19 protein-coding genes are annotated in these 17,913 nt (G+C 49.7%); 4 read left to right on the top strand and 15 right to left on the bottom strand.

What is annotated here, in order from left to right; all coding sequences use genetic code 11:
* Positions 1–13: 13 nt before the first annotated feature.
* From ACI1P2_RS08210 to ACI1P2_RS08185, 6 genes are all read right to left on the bottom strand, one after another.
* The gene (locus ACI1P2_RS08210) at positions 14–2,194 is read right to left on the bottom strand and encodes a beta strand repeat-containing protein (RefSeq protein WP_355318613.1); all 2,181 of its coding nucleotides are present in this window, start codon (positions 2,192–2,194) and stop codon (positions 14–16) included.
* A gap of 254 nt (positions 2,195–2,448) precedes the next feature.
* A complete protein-coding gene (locus ACI1P2_RS08205) occupies positions 2,449–3,258 on the bottom strand; it encodes a hypothetical protein (RefSeq protein ID WP_355318611.1) in 810 nt (269 codons plus the stop codon).
* A gap of 99 nt (positions 3,259–3,357) precedes the next feature.
* On the bottom strand, positions 3,358–3,552 hold the full coding sequence (locus ACI1P2_RS08200; protein WP_355318609.1) for a hypothetical protein: 195 nt from the start codon (positions 3,550–3,552) through the stop codon (positions 3,358–3,360).
* Positions 3,553–3,720: 168 nt separating this feature from the next.
* Positions 3,721–5,280: a recombinase family protein gene (locus ACI1P2_RS08195; RefSeq protein ID WP_355318607.1), complete on the bottom strand. Its 1,560-nt coding sequence runs from the start codon at positions 5,278–5,280 to the stop codon at positions 3,721–3,723.
* A 287-nt stretch (positions 5,281–5,567) separates the two neighbouring features.
* Positions 5,568–5,861 (bottom strand): hypothetical protein, encoded by a 294-nt coding sequence (locus ACI1P2_RS08190; RefSeq protein WP_355318605.1) that lies wholly within the window; start codon positions 5,859–5,861, stop codon positions 5,568–5,570.
* Positions 5,862–5,957: 96 nt separating this feature from the next.
* Positions 5,958–6,287, bottom strand: a complete 330-nt coding sequence (locus ACI1P2_RS08185; protein WP_355318603.1) for a helix-turn-helix domain-containing protein — start codon at positions 6,285–6,287, stop codon at positions 5,958–5,960.
* Positions 6,288–6,610: 323 nt separating this feature from the next.
* On the opposite strand from ACI1P2_RS08185, the gene ACI1P2_RS08180 reads away from it, so the two are divergent.
* Positions 6,611–6,769 carry an aspartyl-phosphate phosphatase Spo0E family protein gene (locus tag ACI1P2_RS08180; protein ID WP_355318601.1) on the top strand — a complete coding sequence of 53 codons (159 nt, stop codon included), beginning with the start codon at positions 6,611–6,613 and terminating at the stop codon, positions 6,767–6,769.
* 8 nt (positions 6,770–6,777) lie between these two features.
* Here ACI1P2_RS08180 and ACI1P2_RS08175 read toward each other — a convergent pair whose 3' ends face one another.
* Together ACI1P2_RS08175 and ACI1P2_RS08170 are read right to left on the bottom strand one after the other, a co-directional pair.
* Positions 6,778–7,107, bottom strand: a complete 330-nt coding sequence (locus tag ACI1P2_RS08175) for a helix-turn-helix domain-containing protein (RefSeq protein WP_355318599.1) — start codon at positions 7,105–7,107, stop codon at positions 6,778–6,780.
* Positions 7,108–7,119: 12 nt separating this feature from the next.
* On the bottom strand, positions 7,120–7,347 hold the full coding sequence (locus ACI1P2_RS08170; RefSeq protein ID WP_355318598.1) for a hypothetical protein: 228 nt from the start codon (positions 7,345–7,347) through the stop codon (positions 7,120–7,122).
* A 451-nt stretch (positions 7,348–7,798) separates the two neighbouring features.
* On the opposite strand from ACI1P2_RS08170, the gene ACI1P2_RS08165 reads away from it, so the two are divergent.
* Positions 7,799–8,143, top strand: coding sequence for a helix-turn-helix domain-containing protein (locus tag ACI1P2_RS08165; RefSeq protein ID WP_355318597.1), 345 nt, complete (start codon positions 7,799–7,801; stop codon positions 8,141–8,143).
* Between the two features lie 266 nt (positions 8,144–8,409).
* Here the strand turns inward: ACI1P2_RS08165 and ACI1P2_RS08160 are convergent, their stop codons facing one another.
* From ACI1P2_RS08160 to ACI1P2_RS08135, 6 genes are all read right to left on the bottom strand, one after another.
* Positions 8,410–10,233 carry a hypothetical protein gene (locus ACI1P2_RS08160; protein WP_408976171.1) on the bottom strand — a complete coding sequence of 608 codons (1,824 nt, stop codon included), beginning with the start codon at positions 10,231–10,233 and terminating at the stop codon, positions 8,410–8,412.
* A gap of 502 nt (positions 10,234–10,735) precedes the next feature.
* Complete coding sequence (locus tag ACI1P2_RS08155; RefSeq protein ID WP_355318596.1) at positions 10,736–11,203, bottom strand: hypothetical protein; 468 nt, start codon at positions 11,201–11,203, stop codon at positions 10,736–10,738.
* A gap of 335 nt (positions 11,204–11,538) precedes the next feature.
* Positions 11,539–11,946: a hypothetical protein gene (locus tag ACI1P2_RS08150; RefSeq protein WP_355318594.1), complete on the bottom strand. Its 408-nt coding sequence runs from the start codon at positions 11,944–11,946 to the stop codon at positions 11,539–11,541.
* A gap of 133 nt (positions 11,947–12,079) precedes the next feature.
* The gene (locus tag ACI1P2_RS08145) at positions 12,080–12,541 is read right to left on the bottom strand and encodes a hypothetical protein (RefSeq protein WP_408976170.1); all 462 of its coding nucleotides are present in this window, start codon (positions 12,539–12,541) and stop codon (positions 12,080–12,082) included.
* A gap of 385 nt (positions 12,542–12,926) precedes the next feature.
* Positions 12,927–13,325, bottom strand: a complete 399-nt coding sequence (locus ACI1P2_RS08140) for a hypothetical protein (protein WP_355318590.1) — start codon at positions 13,323–13,325, stop codon at positions 12,927–12,929.
* Positions 13,326–13,575: 250 nt separating this feature from the next.
* Positions 13,576–15,414: a beta strand repeat-containing protein gene (locus tag ACI1P2_RS08135; RefSeq protein WP_355318588.1), complete on the bottom strand. Its 1,839-nt coding sequence runs from the start codon at positions 15,412–15,414 to the stop codon at positions 13,576–13,578.
* Positions 15,415–15,724: 310 nt separating this feature from the next.
* Here ACI1P2_RS08135 and ACI1P2_RS08130 point away from each other — a divergent pair, with 310 nt between their 5' ends.
* Both ACI1P2_RS08130 and ACI1P2_RS08125 read left to right on the top strand, forming a co-directional pair.
* On the top strand, positions 15,725–16,222 hold the full coding sequence (locus ACI1P2_RS08130) for a DnaA N-terminal domain-containing protein (protein WP_355318586.1): 498 nt from the start codon (positions 15,725–15,727) through the stop codon (positions 16,220–16,222).
* Between the two features lie 169 nt (positions 16,223–16,391).
* Positions 16,392–16,637: a hypothetical protein gene (locus tag ACI1P2_RS08125; protein WP_355318584.1), complete on the top strand. Its 246-nt coding sequence runs from the start codon at positions 16,392–16,394 to the stop codon at positions 16,635–16,637.
* A 332-nt stretch (positions 16,638–16,969) separates the two neighbouring features.
* On the opposite strand, the gene ACI1P2_RS08120 is transcribed toward ACI1P2_RS08125, so the two are convergent.
* Entirely contained in the window at positions 16,970–17,692 is a 723-nt protein-coding gene (locus ACI1P2_RS08120; protein ID WP_355318582.1) for a Fic family protein, read from the bottom strand.
* Between the last annotated feature and the right edge of the window lie 221 nt (positions 17,693–17,913).

The following is a 17,913-nucleotide window of genomic DNA, read 5'->3' as shown; positions in this document are numbered from 1 at the left end:
AAATTATGCTTAATTAAGCCAACTTAATAACTGATACCCCAACATTGGCAAAGCTGGTGGAGACAGTTGGCGATGCGCTTATCAGCGTCAAATCAGCGGTCGCCGCACCAGTGGTTATAACACGTCCTCCCGAGAGAGCCGCTGCTGCATTGACTGGATCGCCAGGCGGACTAGTCACGTTAGCGTTTGATTGTGTTCCTCCAAGTTCAGCGCCATTCAGTGCGAGTGCTGCAGCATAAACTGCTGGAACCGGTGTATACACATTCGTGTTATAGGAGGCATAATAGGTCTGGTTCGGGGCCAAGGTAATAGTGGGGGAACCATTAGCATGTTGAATTGCTGTCCCTTGGAAAGAAGTGCCGAAAAGAGGTACAGAACCGCCTGGAGTGCCTGCAGCTACTACAACACCTCTAAATGTATCGTTAGTAGCCGTCAAATTGTTCGCGGTTACCGTCGGACCAGTCGGACCTGTTACACCGGTATCACCTGTGGCTCCAGTGGCACCGGTGTCTCCCGTTGCTCCCGTGTCACCGGTTGCTCCTGTTGCTCCCGTGTCCCCAGTTGCTCCGGTTGCTCCCGTGTCCCCAGTTGCTCCTGTTGCTCCCGTGTCACCGGTTGCTCCTGTTGCCCCGGTGTCCCCAGTTGCTCCTGTTGCTCCCGTGTCACCTGTCGCTCCTGTTGCTCCCGTGTCACCTGTCGCTCCTGTTGCTCCCGTGTCACCGGTTGCTCCGGTTGCCCCGGTGTCCCCGGTTGCTCCTATTGCTCCCGTGTCCCCGGTTGCTCCTGTTGCCCCGGTGTCCCCGGTTGCTCCTATTGCTCCCGTGTCACCGGTTGCTCCTGTTGCCCCGGTGTCCCCAGTTGCTCCTGTTGCTCCCGTGTCCCCAGTTGCTCCTGTTGCTCCCGTGTCACCTGTCGCTCCTGTTGCTCCCGTGTCTCCTGTTGCTCCCGTGTCCCCGGTTGCTCCCGTTGCTCCCGTGTCCCCGGTTGCTCCCGTCGCTCCGGTTGCTCCTGTCGCGCCGGTCGAGCCTGTTGCGCCGGTGTCTCCCGTTGCTCCTGTCGCTCCCGCGTCACCTGTCGCACCTGTCGCTCCCGCGTCACCTGTCGCACCTGTTGCACCAGTCGCACCTGTCGCTCCCGTGTCCCCGGTTGCTCCCGTTGCTCCCGTGTCCCCGGTTGCTCCCGTTGCTCCCGTGTCCCCGGTTGCTCCGGTTGCCCCGGTGTCCCCGGTTGCTCCCGTCGCTCCGGTTGCTCCTGTCGCGCCGGTCGAGCCTGTTGCGCCGGTGTCTCCCGTTGCTCCGGTCGCTCCCGCGTCACCTGTCGCACCGGTCGCTCCCGCGTCACCTGTCGCACCTGTTGCACCAGTCGCACCTGTCGCTCCCGTGTCACCTGTCGCTCCAGTGGCTCCGGTTGGGCCTGTTATCCCCACTCCCGTTGCACCCGTTGCTCCCGTGTCCCCCGTTGCTCCTGTCGCGCCGGTCGAGCCTGTTGCTCCGGCGTCTCCCGTTGCTCCGGTCGCTCCCGTGTCACCTGTCGACCCAGTTGCACCGGTAGGACCTGTTACTCCTATTCCCGTTGCCCCAGTTGCACCGGCTGGCCCCGCAGTTCCGGCTGCGCCTGTCGGACCTGCTGCGCCCGTTGCTCCTTTCAGGCTGTCAATGAACTCCTGAGTCGTTCCTGTATATCCAAGCAGAAGCCAGAGTTGATACGCAGATAAACCAGGCGCTCCTGTCGGACCCGTTGGACCAGGAGCGCCTGATGCTCCAGTTCCACCAGTAGCTCCGGTTGGACCCGTTGCTCCGGACGAACCGGTCGCACCTATCGAACCTGTTGCTCCCGTTATACCTACCGGTAATTCACCACCACCTGATGGGCCAGTTGGACCCGTAGGACCCACAAGATTGGTGGCTGTCAAAGCCATTTCCAATTTGTTGCTTAGCACAAAGTCTTTATTGACCGTTTCTTGAAGCGTTTTCCGAATGCTTTCATTTACAGCCAATATATCGCTGATCGTTGCGGGCGGTCCGGATACACCAGGCAATGTCCCCAGTACATACTGAAGCTTCTCACCTTCCGCATTCAATATATGACTGAGCCCCAGCTCTTCCATCGCTATTGAGGCGACGATTAATGATATGGCATCATCTCTTGTAATTGTGATCGTTGGCGTAATATTAGGCAGATTGGCTTGAGACACACATACCTCCCCTTTCACTTTTGATAATCCAACATATTCGACCTCACTTTCGGCAGTGTTAGGCAAACGCCCGGCTTTGTCTCATTATTAAAAAATAGGTGCACCTCTTCTCGATCAGGTGTTGCTGATAGAACCGGAAGAACTCGAAAAAAACCGCATCATGGGGAGCACCATGATGCGGACTTTTTTTGGACACTCGTTTCTGTTCGAGCAGCTCGTTTCAGTTCAGGACCGTATCCCCTCGGCCTGTTTCTTCAGCTGCGGGTATCCGCCTTTTCCGGCAAACCTGCAAGGTGGTAGAAATGCTGTTCAATATTCTTCTCCGCAAAGTCCTGAGCCGTATCAACGAAGGTAATCCCCCCGTAACAGCGCCGGTTGTCAATATATTGAGGAACCCCGGCTTTTCTCAATCCGTCGCTGAAGATCACGTACTCATAGCGGTAGCTCTCATCGTCGTATTGCACATATTTCAGAACTTCCTGGCGAATGAAATACGTACAATGAATGACATCCACCTGGATCAATCCTTTGACCTCTCCGGAAAAAATATCATAGTACTGGGTGTTCACTTCTAAATATCCGTTCGCATCAACCCTGTGATGATAATTGGAATAGGTGCTTTCCAGGACATCAGCGTTTCTCAAGAAAGGGCCGATCACCGGCATTCCCGTATCCAACAGGCTTTCAACCGTGTCCGGTGCGATGAAATTGTCGCAGTCTGCCACAAAATAATGCGTGCCTCTGTCCAGCGCCCACTGTATGGATTCCTGCCGGATCCTTCCCAATACTTTAAACTTAATAGCGTTCCACTCATGAGGAGCGTAGTCCTGCACCGGCTCTTCCACATCGCTGTCGTCGAAGCTGACCTCATGATAAAGGTGCTTCACCCGGTCGACCCATGCTTTCAACATTTCGGCCGTTTCATCATTATTGTTGTTCGTCCGGATATAGAGATTGATGCTTGAGGAGGGGTAAGTCTGCTGTTCAATCATATTTAAATACAGGGGTAAAGCATGCGCTTTATCCTTGGCCAGGATGGCGATCGTTATTAACTCCCGGGACATTCGGCAATCTCTCCTTAATCAAGATACGATAACCGCTCAAGCTGCCAACGGTTCTGTGTGTTGTTATCTTTAATAGCTTATGCCCGGGAAGAGGGAATGTTACCAGCCCTGCCAAGGGGGTGCTTGCTTATGCTGGCAATGGTCTGCCTTCACCGTTTGGCGTCCGGCGGTCTTCACGTATAAATTGATGAATGCATGTGCCATTAAATGAATATCAGGTTTATTCAGTTCCACACCTTGTCCTTTCGGTCTGATAACATTCTTATGCTGTACATGTCCCTTGTGTTCCCCCATGCTGCTGCTCCTCCCCTTGTGTTGTAGTACAGTGTATGAGGAGAAAGGCCGTCCGATTCCATGCAACACGCAGGGAGCAGCGAGAATCACGGGCTATAACTATTCATAAGTGAAGACATTGCAAATCATGGCTTCTTATTTGACGTCTAAAGGGCTTCATAAACCGGCCTAAAAATATTCGATGGTATAACTGAACGGGTATTCCTGGCGTTCTCTTTCCCATGTGGATTTCTTGCTGAGATCTTCCGGGATGATTCTTGTGTAGTAGATCCGTTTAATAAATTGCTTCAAAGTCTCGTTCTGTTCTTCCGCAGTCTGGTATGTAAAATCATCAAGCAGTTTAAGGATACCGTCCAGCCTCTCTGAATGAGCAGCCATTTCCATGGCCTGCATTTGTTGGAGAAGCTCCTCTTGAGTCCGCTGCAAGGCTTGCTGCCGGCTCATCAGAGCCTCTTTCTTCATCCTCAACTCATCCTCGGTAAAGACTCCCTTCACCGCAAGTTCGATCAATTTGCCCTGCTGCTGATCGCACTCATGAAGCTGCTGCTCCACGCGGTCCATGCGTTTCTGAAGATCCGAACCGGCGGCCGACAACTCATCCTGATGCAGAAGCTCCAGTTCTTCCCGCAGCCGCCCTCTGTAAGTCTGAACCTTCATCACTACCTCTTCTTCCATAAAAGACAGCTTCATCCCGCGATTATTGCACCTCTCCGTACTTTCAGGCAAACGGTAGCTGCAACCCTTGATAAAATAATTACCGCTTCTTGCCCTTCTGAACGCCAGCTTTCTTCCGCACACGCCGCAGAACAGCAAGTCCTTCAGCATCGCAGTTCCTAACCTGACGGCGGGCTTTTCCCGCAATCTCCAGCTCTTCAAGCCTCGCTCCATCCTTTCCCGATTGGCTTGCTCCCATTGCTCCGGAGCTATGATGGCCGTATGGGCATGGTCTGTGACAATGGTATCGAGTATTTTGTAAGTGTATTTGCCGTGTTGTTTGACTCGCTTACGATTGTGATAGACTATGGTTCCCTTGTAGACCGGATTCCTAATGATCCTCATCACCGTGGGCGGCTGGAAAACATCTGCCCGCTTCGGCTTATAGCCCTCCAGGTTCAACATATCCACAATCCTGCGGCTGCCCAGGCCTTCACGATACAGCTTGAATATGTACCGCACCACTTCAGCTTCAGGCTCATAAATCTCAAGCCGCCTGGTTGCCTGGTTCCGTCTGTAACCGTATGCCGGGCTGCCGCTAATATGCTCCCCGCGCCGGGCGCGCTGCATTTTATTGACCTTGTTCCTCCGGCCCATCATCTCGTATTCCATCGCGGCTAACATCGAGCTTACATCATACAGCACACGGTCCTCTTGTGAATTGGACAAGTCAAACGTCTGCGAGGGGGTGATGATCTTGATATCGTGATCTATGCACAGCTGCTTGATGTGCTGCGATACCAATCCGTTGCGTGAAAGCCGGTCCAGCGAAATGGCGAATATGGCTTGATAACGTTCAACGTTATCAATCAGCTTCTGAAGCTGGGGACGCGCCTCCAGCTCGTGCCTGCCGCCACTGACAATCTCTTCATACACTTCAACCCTGCAGCCCTGCTCACGGCAAAATTCAAACATGATCTCACGGTGATTCTGCAAAGTGTCCTCGTCCTCTCCCTTGTCACGCGAGATACGCAGGTAGATGGCACCGAATAGACCGATCTTGGTACCATTCACGGCGTTTATCAGCCCCTTTGCATGCGTGATGCTTTTCGACTGTTCAGGCCCTCCATACGCACATTAAAAATAGCTTGGAGTGACAAAACACCTTTATTTGACGTCTGGGGTCCTATTTCTAGTCTATTAGGGGATTTAGCAAATTAGTACAATCTATTCGGGACATACGTTCGCCATCACTTCATTTATTAAATACGGAACGGGAATGCAACAATGTCCGAGGCCGGCCTGGAATGCTTTTTTGGGCACAAAAAAACCCACTCGTGATTTGGAATGAGTGGGCTTCACTACAATTTTCGTTTAAAATCCAGAATATAGGATTCCGTTTCAACGGATTTTACGGAGAGTATTTCAAGAATACGGTCTTGCCTTTCTTGCCCTTGAATCAGTGCATTTACATTAATCTTAACATCTCGTACATCTGCTTCAATTGCTTCCAGTCTGTTTTCAACTTTATCCAATTTACTGTCGATTTTATCCAGTCTACTGTCGACCGTATCCAGTCTGCTATTGTTTTCCCCAACCATTTTGATGAGTGTTCCAAGCATTTCTTCCATACGGTCTAATCGGTCGTCGTTCATACGTTCAGCCCCCTTTTAGTGATTTGAGCACAAGCATACATGACAAAACTCCGCTTGTAAACTCATTGTTAAACTAACAAAAAGAGACCTTCCCAGCTACGAACGGAACATAATTTTGAGAATTTCGAGCGCCTTGCGTTGATCCGTCTCGCTTTGCTCCATTAACAGGGCCGCGGCTTCTATAACCATGTCGCTCATATCGATGCCTTTATATTCACTGAGGGATAGCAGCGCGGATAAGCGGACTCCAAGCGCATTCGCTATTTTTTCGAGTGTTTGTATTTTGACGTTATATTCACCACGTTCAATTTTGCCGATGTAGGAAAAATTAGTGCCTACCAACTCCGCAAGCTGCTCCTGCGTCAATCCTTTTAATTTCCGAAATGCCCGGATTCTACGGCCGATCCTTTTTAAAGTTTGCTCCATGTACACGCTCCATTGTCTCTATTATTAACTAAAGTGTAGACAAATGGAGCTGAATAATTCAGGTATGTATATGGACAATAATATTGTTATATTGTCTGTTAGCAGACTATTTTGTATAATCAAATCATCATCCGTCGAATGAACCATCCCAGTCCTTTCCAACAGCGCTGAACTCTTGCTTCATCTTTTCCCCTTCTGTGAGCTTACGATAAGAAGCAGCCGACGGATCAGCCAAATGACCAGCAAAGAATAGTCTTATCGAGTGTACAGGCTGTTCTTTTTTTCATTCCGCTAAATATGCGATGCTGAAAAGGGAGAAGACCATGGAGAATCTGAAGCAGGAAATCGAACAGAAAAGACGCGAATTGGTGATACTGGCGAATGACAAAGGCTTCCTTGCACCGGAGGTACTGCAAAAATCCCAGGAACTGGATCAGTTGCTTGTCCAATTTTACCGGAGTACGCTGCTCTTGAGAAATTGAAAGGTCTGTTATGTACCGAACATGACTTTGAGAATCTCAACCGCCTTGCGTTGATCCGTCTTGCTTTGCTCCAGTAACAGAGCCACAGCTTCTAAAACCGTGTCGCTCATATCGATGCCTTTATAATCCCCGTGGGAAATCAGCTCGGATAAGCGGACTCCAAGAGCATTCGCTATTTTTTCAAGCGTTTGTATTTTGACGTTATATTCTCCACGTTCGATTTTGCCGATCTGGGTGAAGTTGATGCCGACCAACTCCGCAAGCTGCTCCTGCGTCAATCCTTTCCATTTCCGATATTGCCGGATTTTACGGCCAATCCTTGTTAAAGTGTGCCCCATGTGCCGCTCCATTCAGAAAATGGATTGATAGTGCTTTGATGGATCATCTGTAATCCTGGTTGACAAAAGATACAGGACCTCATCGGTCCTTCTTAACAAGCGGTTGACGTTTTTTTTCTTCATTTTAACGATCTGCTCTCTTTCCAGATTAGAAGCCAAATATTGAACAGTCCCGATAAAAATGACCACATCCAATGCGGGAGAAGCTTCGGAATGCAGCAGATGCAGAAGCTCGTCCATGGAAAAAGACCTTTTCGGAAAAGGTTTGTTATTTGTTGTGATGTATAAGGCTTCAAGCATGGAGGTAAGAGCCCGGTCGCAGAAGATCAGGCAGGGTAAAGATTGGTTATGATTATGCAAAATCATGGCAAGTTCTATATGGTATTGAGATAACTTGTGAAAGCGATATGTAAGTGTTGGGCGACGATCCTTGGGTGTTCTAAACTTTGTTACCTCTGTTCTGTGCTCCATCAAGGAGTGAAAATCCATGGTCCTCATTCCTCCCGAAATAACGAATATTCACCTCATTACTACACTTCTTCAAATACAGAGATGTATGAATTTCTTTCCAAGGGGCAAGATATACAATAAATATTACTATATAGTAGTTTTATTTTCAATTAACTTATTATCAGTATGTTAAATCTAATTGAACCTTTCTCTAGACTCTTAACTAAAGAGAGGTGTGAAGATGTCTGAAATTTTAAAATTAGTTGGGGCACGAATTAGAGATCTAAGAAAAGCAAAGGGATATTCCCAAGAGGCGTTGGCTGAATTGGCCGGGTTTAATCCGAGTTACATAGGATTTGTAGAACGTGCTGAGAGAAATGTTTCTTTGAAGAATTTAGAGAAAATCGCCAAAGTGCTGGAAGTTGGGGTCTACCAGCTATTTACATATGAAAAAGAGAACGAACAACTTCTCAACGATGATATCGTTATTCAGGAAATCGTGTTCATGCTTAGAGAACGCGGGCCACAAGATGCCAGAATGATCAGAAATATTATGCTGGAAATCTTCAATCAATCATCTAATTAACCGTCACGTTGAGAAATCAAAGTTTCAAACCAACATGAATGATTTCATTAATAAAGGTCAGCCTTGTACAGGATAGACTTGTCTATCCAGCCCCTTCTATATTCTATGCCGTAAATCAGAAATATAAGATCATATGTTATGTTCACTTATTCCGCCCCGTGACACCTGTTGTGCCCGTGGACGATTGGTGTATGTGCGGATGATGGATGTATAGCCACCCTTCAGGACCATGTCCGCCTGAAGGGTGGTGGCCGAGATGCTACAGGTTAAGCCACTTTTACCACGCTTACTTGGACATTCCGAACTCCTGTAAGCCCAGTTCCTGGAGAATTATTTACCAGCTGTAGATCACCATTCGGTAATGAATTACTATTAAAAACAACTGTATTACTTAGAGAGGCGAAAGAACCGATTGCAACACCTTGAGCAATCGTACCTGAACCAGCAACCCCCAGGAAACCTACCGCCACTGTATTGTTACTACCAGGACTTGGTGTGGCCGAAACAGCATAACTGGCCTGATAAATTTGATTCGGTGCCAGATGAATCGTTTGATTATCCGGATTCGTTATAGCCGTGCCGCCTACTTCAACCACTCCACCAATGGTGATTACTTGACCAGATGAGGCACCTTGGTTTGCATCCAAATTTCTTCTTACGAAATTTTGCCCAACAGCTGGTCCTGTAGCTCCAGTCACTCCAGTCATGCCGGTTGCTCCAGTGGCGCCTGTTGCGCCCGTTGCTCCTGTGGCGCCTGTGGCTCCTGTGGCCCCGGTATCTCCCGTTGCTCCGGTTGCTCCCGTTGCCCCGGTGGAACCTGTTGCTCCAGTCGAACCTGTCGCGCCGGTAGAGCCTGTCGCTCCAGTTGATCCTGTTGCTCCGGTAGAGCCTGTTGCTCCCGTGGAGCCTGTCGCGCCGGTAGACCCTGTTGCTCCGGTAGAGCCTGTTGCTCCGGTGGAGCCTGTCGCGCCGGTGGAACCTGTTGCTCCGGTAGACCCTGTTGCTCCGGTAGAGCCTGTCGCTCCAGTCGATCCTGTTGCTCCCGTCGATCCTGTCGCGCCAGTAGAGCCTGTCGCTCCAGTCGATCCTGTTGCTCCCGTCGAACCTGTCGCTCCGGTAGAGCCTGTTGCGCCGGTAGAGCCTGTCGCTCCAGTCGATCCTGTTGCTCCCGTCGATCCTGTCGCTCCGGTAGAGCCTGTTGCGCCGGTAGAGCCTGTTGCGCCGGTAGAGCCTGTCGCTCCAGTCGATCCTGTTGCTCCGGTAGAGCCTGTTGCTCCAGTCGATCCTGTCGCTCCGGTAGAGCCTGTTGCGCCGGTAGAGCCTGTCGCTCCAGTCGATCCTGTTGCTCCAGTCGAACCTGTCGCTCCGGTAGAGCCTGTTGCTCCCGTCGATCCTGTCGCTCCGGTAGAGCCTGTTGCTCCCGTCGATCCTGTTGCTCCCGTCGATCCTGTCGCGCCGGTGGGGCCTGTTGCTCCTGTAGACCCTGTTGCGCCGGTAGAGCCTGTCGCGCCAGTCGAGCCTGTCGCGCCGCTTGAGCCTGTGGCTCCGCTTGAGCCCGTGGCTCCTGTCGCGCCCGTAGCTCCTGTAGGACCTGTCACTCCGATTCCAGTAGCACCTGTGGCACCCGTAGGACCTGTGGCGCCGGTCGCGCCTGGTGCACCAGGATCACCTTTGGGTCCTGTTGGACCTGGTGGACATGTTGGACACGTTCCTGTCGGCCCTGCCGGACCTGTCGGACCGGTTGGTCCTCCCGGAGGCCCTGGAGGTCCCGGGGGACCCGTCGGCCCCACAATATTCGTAGCGCACAGGGCTGTTTCCAATTTGTTGCTCAGCACAAAGTCTTTATTGACCGTTTCCTGCAGCGTTTTCCGGATGCTGTCGTTTACAGCCAATATATCGCTGATCGTTGCAGGAGGTCCCGACACGCCAGGCAGGGTTCCCAGTACATATTGAAGCTTCTCACCTTCCGCATTCAGAATGTGACTAAGCCCCAGTTCCTCCATGGCTATGGAGGCAACGATTAATGATATGGCATCATCCCGTGATAATGTAATCGTAGGTGTGATATTAGGCAGGTTCGCTTGAGACAATAACAACCTCTCCTTTCAGTAGGATAGTCCAATATATTCTCCTTCACCTTCGGCAGTGTTAGACTAACGTTTGGTTTATCCCATGATTTGAAAGATGGGTAAAACGGCAACTAGAGAAAGGGAACTAGCCCGCACCAATAGATGCTTATCGTCGATCTGAACAATTTCAAAACCAGGAAAAAAAGCCAAGGAGAAGATTTTTGAATACATTACCTGCTTCTATAATGGAAAAATGAAAGAATTCAAAGAAAACTGAACAAGCTAACGCCGGTTGAGTGCCGACCCCAGATTGATTAAGCCACCCGTTCTGTTTTGGTTGAATCATGTCTCTATATTTAGCTCTATTACGGTATTTAACAGATTAGTACAAGCTGTCTCAAAAATTTCTCCTTGAGCCTTGAACCTGTTTCTCGATTTCATGCCACGGTCAAATCATATAGCCGCCCTCTATAAACATGAGCTCCCCGCCATTGCCCGTTAGGTAGCCCGATCCTATTTTAGGTCAATTCAACTTAACGACATTGATATTAGCACTAAGAAAATCATTGGGTTGCCCCGACAGGTTTATACTTTTAAGATTTAAGGTACTGGATAATGTTGTACTAAAAATAACCGTGCTGCTCAAATTGGCAATGCCATCGGGAGTGGTGGCACCAGGTACAGGTTGAACTCTTGCAACAGAGCCATTGATTACAGCGTTATCCAGATATAACCCCGCTCCTGCCTCCCCACTAGGTGAAGTAATGGGACGAGCAAGGTACGTTGCCTGATAAGTTTGATTCGGTGCCAGCGAAACATTGCCTGTCGTCGGATCATACTGGATGGCAGTACCATTATTGGTGAGAATGTTAGGGAAAATAATGGTGGCGCCATTATTAACGCCATTGACACGGTTACTCAGATACGCACTTAGATTATTTGCCGTCACCGTCGGGCCGGTAGGACCTGTCACTCCCGTCATTCCTGTCACCCCGGTTGCTCCTGTGACGCCTGTTGCGCCACTCGGGAAATCATGGTTTCATATTTGACGTCTCAGCCGGAAAATCCCGTAATTCCAGGCTTTCCGGCGATCATGAGGGGCTCTCGTCCACCTGATCTGCATCTCAGCTCGAAGGGCAGTTTAATTTTGCCGACGTCACGTATTTGCGTCAGTTATTAATTTTAATCACAGCAGCTGACGTGTCGAATTTATCCTGCCTCCAATTCGCTGGCGCAGCGCTGTGTCGATAACAGTTCATTAGCGGGAGCGGCCACCCTCCAGGACCATATCCGTCTGAAGGGTGGCGTGTCTGACTGCTCGATCTGTTAAGCCAGTTTAACCACACTTACTGTCGTCTCAGCATATGTTGTCGGGTTATTGAGATTCACAAGTTGTAAGGTATTCGTGGGAGTCCCCGTCGTAAAAATGGTGCAGCCAGACAAAGTAACATATTTACCAGGCGTATCGCCAGAAATTGCGCCAGTAACAAATAGTCGGGTTGTTCCATTTAATACAAAGTCCACTGCGATGTCACCGACACTATTAACGAGCGCTTTCGTACTATAGCAGGCTTGATAAGTCTGATTAGGACTAAGATTGATATCCGGTGATCCGGTTGCATGCGAGATTGCCGTACCACTTAAAACAAAATTATTATCAAGTGGAATCCCTTGATTTACTCCAATAGGCGTGAGGACGTTTGGTGTAAAAGCGGTAAGAGTATTCGCTGTCACTGTTGGACCGGTAGGACCTGTGGCCCCGGTCGCTCCCGTTGCTCCGGTTGTCCCTGTGACGCCTGTAGCACCACTCGGGAAATCATGGTTCCATATTTGACGTCTGGGCCGGTTAAAGCAGCCGCTTTTATTATTAAGCCAGCTTGACCACAGTTACCCCCGTATTGGCAAAGGTATTAGAAGCAGTGCCCGTGTTAATAAGAGTCAACTCACCTCCCCCCGCCCCGGTCTGAATGACGGATGAACCTCCGACATTCACAGAGTCAGCGGTTACTCCTCTAAGGTTAACATTTGTTTGGGTTCCGAGAATTCCGTTGCCATCCAGAGCTAAAGCGGCAGAATAAATCCCCGTAGCTGTACCGCCCGCACCCGTTTCTGTAACAATATTTGTGTTATATGAGACATAGTACTGCTGATTCGGGGCCAGGAAGATCGTAGGTGAACCGGCAGGGTGAAGGATGGCCGTTCCGCTGGAATACGTATCACGGTCAAGGGGTACTGATTGGTTTGGAGCAACGAAAGGTCCGGATGGGCCTTGATCAACTACTGCCGTCAAATTATTGAACGTCACCGTCGGGCCGGTTGTGCCGGTCACCCCTGTGGCGCCTGTTGCGCCACTCGGGAAATCATGGCTTCTTATTTGACGTCTGAGGGGCTATTAACCAACAGGGACAACTCTAATGAGCTGCCCTGTCCTATTTGCGTTGTTTTCAGGTCCGACTACTGTCGTTCGATTTCGAAGCTGCGCTGCATTCCGGGCCAGGGACTCCTGGAAGCTAGCAGAGACTTTTTCGAGCTCTTACTCCTACAGAAGGGCCGCAAGCGAGGGGTCATCCATTTCGCCCTGCTGTTCCATCCGAACATCAAACCTTCGATCATTACTTTGATCATATGACCGCCCTTCAAGATCGTAAAGCTCTGAAAGCTGGTACTCTCCCAGCCCCATACCGCCGCCTGACAGGCAATCGTGCTATTTCAGGTTAAGCCAGCTTAACAACATTTACCCGGGTAGTATTGACTGTTGAATTTGTAAAACTGTTCAAAGTTAAAGTGCTTGTTGTTGTAGTTTGGAAAATTGCCGAACCACTCAGATTAGCTACACTACCAGGCGGAAAGCCTTGTGTAAATGTACCGGATCCCGCGATGCCCTGACCATCCAAATATAAGCCAACTCCAGCATTTCCTTGTGCATCTGCTATCTGACCTACAACATAGGTAGCTTCATACGTTTGGTTCGGATTCAAAACAATATCCGTCGTTCCATCTACATGCGTAATGGCATTACCACCTTGTACAGTATTATTTCCAAGTGGAATGGGTGTATCAAATGTAACAGGCTGCGGTGTGGTATTAACAGTGGCCAAATTATTCGCCGTCACGGTCGGGCCGGTAGGACCTGTTACGCCTGTTGCGCCACTCGGGAAATCATGGTTTCATATTTGACGTCTGGGCCTGAAAAGCGCATGTTTTCATTGCGTACGATCATACATAAGGATATGCTTGGATTTCCCATAGGCTCTCCCCTACATGAGATTTAACCAGTTTAGAACCGGGGATTAAACAATCTACACCATGAGGAATGATCCTTCATGATGTAGATGTTTTGATCCCTTCAACTCGCTGCAACCTCTATTGAAGCTTGACTACACTCATTCCAGCATTTGCCCAGTTAATAGAGAAAGGACCATCAGCGTTAACACTGCCAACTTCGAGGGCCAGCGTTCCTGTAGTTGGACCAGTTTGAATTATCGCACTCCCGCTGAAGGCTTGAAAAGCGGTACCAGCGGGTATTCCTGTAGTATAGGTGAGAGAGGGGTTAGGGCCTGCTATTGTACCGTTTAATGTTGGAAAGATTGTAAATTGATAGTTTGTTGAACCTGCAGGAGACGCACCTATATTAGGATTTGCTTGATAGGTAACAGAATACGTCTGATTCGGTGCTAAAGTGATATCGCTAGTGGTCGCGCCAGAGGTAGCAGCCGAGGTAATGGCAGTGCCATTTGAAAAACCAGAGTTAAACAGAAGATTTCCGCCATTAGGTATGACGTGTCCTCCGGGGGTGATATCTGAGACCGTTAGGTTATTCGCGGTCACCGTAGGTCCGGTTACTCCCGTCGCGCCTGTTGCACCAGTGGCCCCGGTATCACCTGTAGCTCCGGTTGCTCCATCCGAGCCCGTAGCTCCAGTCGCTCCCGTCGCACCAGTTCCGCCGGTGGCTCCCGTGTCACCTGTTACTCCGCTTGCCCCGGTGGCTCCACTGGCTCCTGTTGCTCCCGTGACTCCGGTTGGACCCGTGACCCCCACGCCTGTCGCCCCCGTTGCTCCGATGGCCCCGGTTTCACCGGTTGCTCCGCTGGTTCCTGTGGCTCCCGTGACTCCGGTTGGACCCGTGACTCCCACGCCTGTCGCCCCCGTTGCTCCGATGGCCCCGGTTTCACCGGTTGCTCCGCTGGTTCCTGTGGCTCCCGTAGCTCCGGTTGGACCCGTGACTCCCACGCCTGTCGCCCCCGTTGCTCCGATGGCCCCGGTTTCACCGGTTGCTCCGCTGGTTCCTGTGGCTCCCGTAGCTCCGGTTGGACCCGTGACTCCCACGCCTGTCGCCCCCGTTGCTCCGGTGGCCCCGGTTTCACCGGTTGCTCCGCTGGTTCCTGTGGCTCCCGTAGCTCCGGTTGGACCCGTGACTCCCACGCCTGTCGCCCCCGTTGCTCCGGTGGCTCCAGTTTCACCGGTTGCTCCGCTGGCTCCTGTGGCTCCCGTGACTCCGGTTGGACCCGTGACTCCCACACCTGTCGCTCCCGTTGCTCCGGTGGCTCCAGTTTCACCGGTTGCTCCGCTGGCTCCTGTGGCTCCCGTGACTCCGGTTGGACCCGTGACTCCCACGCCTGTTGCCCCGGTTGCTCCGATCGCGCCTGTTGCTCCACTTGCTCCCGTAGCTCCAGTTGCACCCGTAGCTCCAGTTGCACCCGTTCCGCCAGTGGCGCCTGTTGTTCCGCTAGCCCCCGTGGCTCCGGTTGGACCCGTTGCACCAGTAGCTCCAGTGCCGCCTGTCGCACCTATTGCCCCAGGTTCGCCAGTAGCTCCGGTGGCACCTTTTGAGCCTGTTGCACCCGTCATACCTACTGGTATATCACCACCGCCTGATGGGCCGATTGGACCGGTAGGACCCACTAGATTGGTGGCATTCAAAGCCAATTCCAACTTATTGCTCAGCACAAAGTCTTTATTGACCGTTTCTTGCAGCGTTTTCCGAATGCTGTCATTTACAGCCAAGATATCGCTGATCGTTGCGGGCGGTCCGGATACACCAGGCAATGTCCCTAGAACATATTGAAGCTTCTCACCTTCCGCATTCAATATATGACTGAGCCCCAGCTCTTCCATAGCAATGGAAGCCACAATCAGGGATATAGCGTCATCTCTTGTCAACGTAATCGTTGGCGTGATGTTGGGCAAATTGGATTGTGACACTTCTATCTCCCCTTTCGGTTTTGATAGTCCAATATATTCTGTCCCACTGCAGAAGTGTTGAGGTAATCGTCCAGTTTCATCCTATTCTTGAAAAACAGGCAGCCCGGAATCATAGGGGAAGTCAGACGAATAACTAAAGTTTAACGTACTATCATTACTCGCCTCGCCAGAAAATGAAGTCGAGTCAGCAGGTCCCGTTTTTGAACAGGACTTATCCGCCAAATTCTTCATCCTGCGACAACAACACTGAATTTACAAGTACGGATCTGTCACGTACACTATATTCGAATCATGGGGAGGAGGCTGGCGTATGAAGGACGACCATTTAAACCGTATGGAAGAAATGCTTCAAACTCTCATCACAATGGTTGAGGAAGGTAACAATATTCTGAAGAGGATAGACGAGAGGATGGATAGAATGCTTTCCGTTAAATCTATTGAAACCGACTCTTCTATTCAGGATTTTACACGAAAAACGCAGCAAAACCCACCAGTTCCACTTAACGAGCGAGCTTTTGTTCTATCGGAGACGAAGGAGATATCAGGGCATCATGACGCCACGGAGTGGTGGCTGCAAGCCCTTGAAATTGTTAAAAAAACGGTTGAACCCGTCTCCTTTCAAACGTGGTTCAAGAACACCTCCGCGACGTTTGACAGTGAGATGTTCGTGATCACCTGCCCCACCCCTTTCGCGCAGGAATGGCTTTATGCCCGCTATTCCAACGTCATACTGCAAGCTGTTGAACTGGCGACCGGGAATCCTGCCATAAAGATCGCGTTTCAGTCGTTGGAGAGCCCGTCGACATAATTCCGAAAAGGGATGGGACACACATATTTCATTGTCAATTGGTCTCGCTTATAATTATTACATAGACAGGAGCAGAGCTTAACCACACTTATATTCAAAGCTCCAAATGTTTGTATAACTGTGTTGAAATTGTTAATGGTCAGAATAATATTTATTGGAGGCGTTTTACATGGCTAAAAAGATAGAAGAGAGTGTGGTTCGTCAGATAAAGGACATACTCCAATCGGCAGGCTATAGAAATCCAAACAGTGTTGATTTAGAAAACAAGACAGTTTTCGAGAAATCTCAAGAAGAGGAGAAAGATTTCTCTCACATAAAAAAACCCGTCTCTAGGGTTATCTTGGAGAATGCAGGTATTTTATCTCCCGAGCAGGAGAAACGAATGTTAGATTTTATTGAAGGTGATCGTGGATAGTAATGTAGTCATTGGTGCATTGGGCAGCGACCTTAAATGTCGTACTTTTTTTGCAAATGACATAGATATGGTATTCTCTGGTATTGTCATTGCAGAGGTTTTGAATGGTGCCGAGAGTACTGGTGTACTTGTACGTCTACCATGTAGCTTTCCTGATTACTCCCTTCTATATTCTATGCCCATCGCAGAACAATAAGAACATTGCGGCACAACAAAAGCCATCCCTGCCCGTAATGGCTATAGGATTGAGACACTTATAACTCCTCTCAGGAGATAAAACAACCACACTCAGTAGTTGGAATGTGGCTATTCAATCATATACTTGCTATATTCTATCTTTTTTGTTCGTCATCCTGCTCCTGCTCAGGCTGATCCTGTTCGGTCTCATGAACGAGGTCGAATTGGATCCCATCAATGCAGTAATCGTAGATGAAGGACTTTATCTCCGTCATATCGTTGGATTCATAATACTGCACCAGCAGGCCTGTAAAAGTACGTTGATGTTCAATTGGAATGGAGATGATGCCACAGCCTGAGGAGATCAGCACTTGATTGCCGGAAAGCATGGCTGTCCGCTTGTTGCCATCCAGAAACATTTGCTTTCTCATGAGGTAAAGCATGAGTGTGATGGCTTTATCCGTTGGATTTTCAATGGCTGTTACTTCCGAAAGTTCCTCTCGGATTTGAGATTCAACAGGTATATCCGGCCGCCAAGTCGTACCACCGATGGAAACGGGTACTTTTCTTAAATGTCCCGCCTGAACAATCAAATTGTCTCCGCCTACCAGTTGGTTGATTTTAGAGATATAATTCAGATCAATGGGATAGTCGAGATTATCCAGTATAAATTGCCATGCGTGCTTCAAATTGTTTACGCCAACAACTTCGGCCACTTTAATGCCCGGAACGCTGATTCCGTTAAAAATAGCTTCCGTATCGGGATAGGTGACGGCGAAACCCTCAAGTTTTGCGCTTTTCCATATATAATCGATGATATTACGTTTTGCTACAAAGATATTTTGTTCGACGGTCATGTGGTATTTAGCTTGCATCATTCCGTAACTCCCTTTCCCGATTTTGTCAACAAGAATTATCATCATTATAGCTCGTTGCCCCTTAGCATACAATAAAACCTTGAAGGAGGACTCATCAAGCCAACTTAGCCACGAGAAATTCAATCTTGGCCACTGAGATCAGTAGAATTGAAGTATAATATGGACACATACTCCAATCGGCGGGTTATAGAAATCCAACCAGTGTTGATTTAGAGAACAAG

Source organism: Paenibacillus jiangxiensis, from assembly GCF_046098255.1.
Taxonomy (GTDB): domain Bacteria; phylum Bacillota; class Bacilli; order Paenibacillales; family Paenibacillaceae; genus Paenibacillus; species Paenibacillus jiagnxiensis.
The sequence above is the reverse complement of the archived record's forward strand: the minus strand, read 5'-3'. Positions and strand labels throughout refer to the sequence as shown.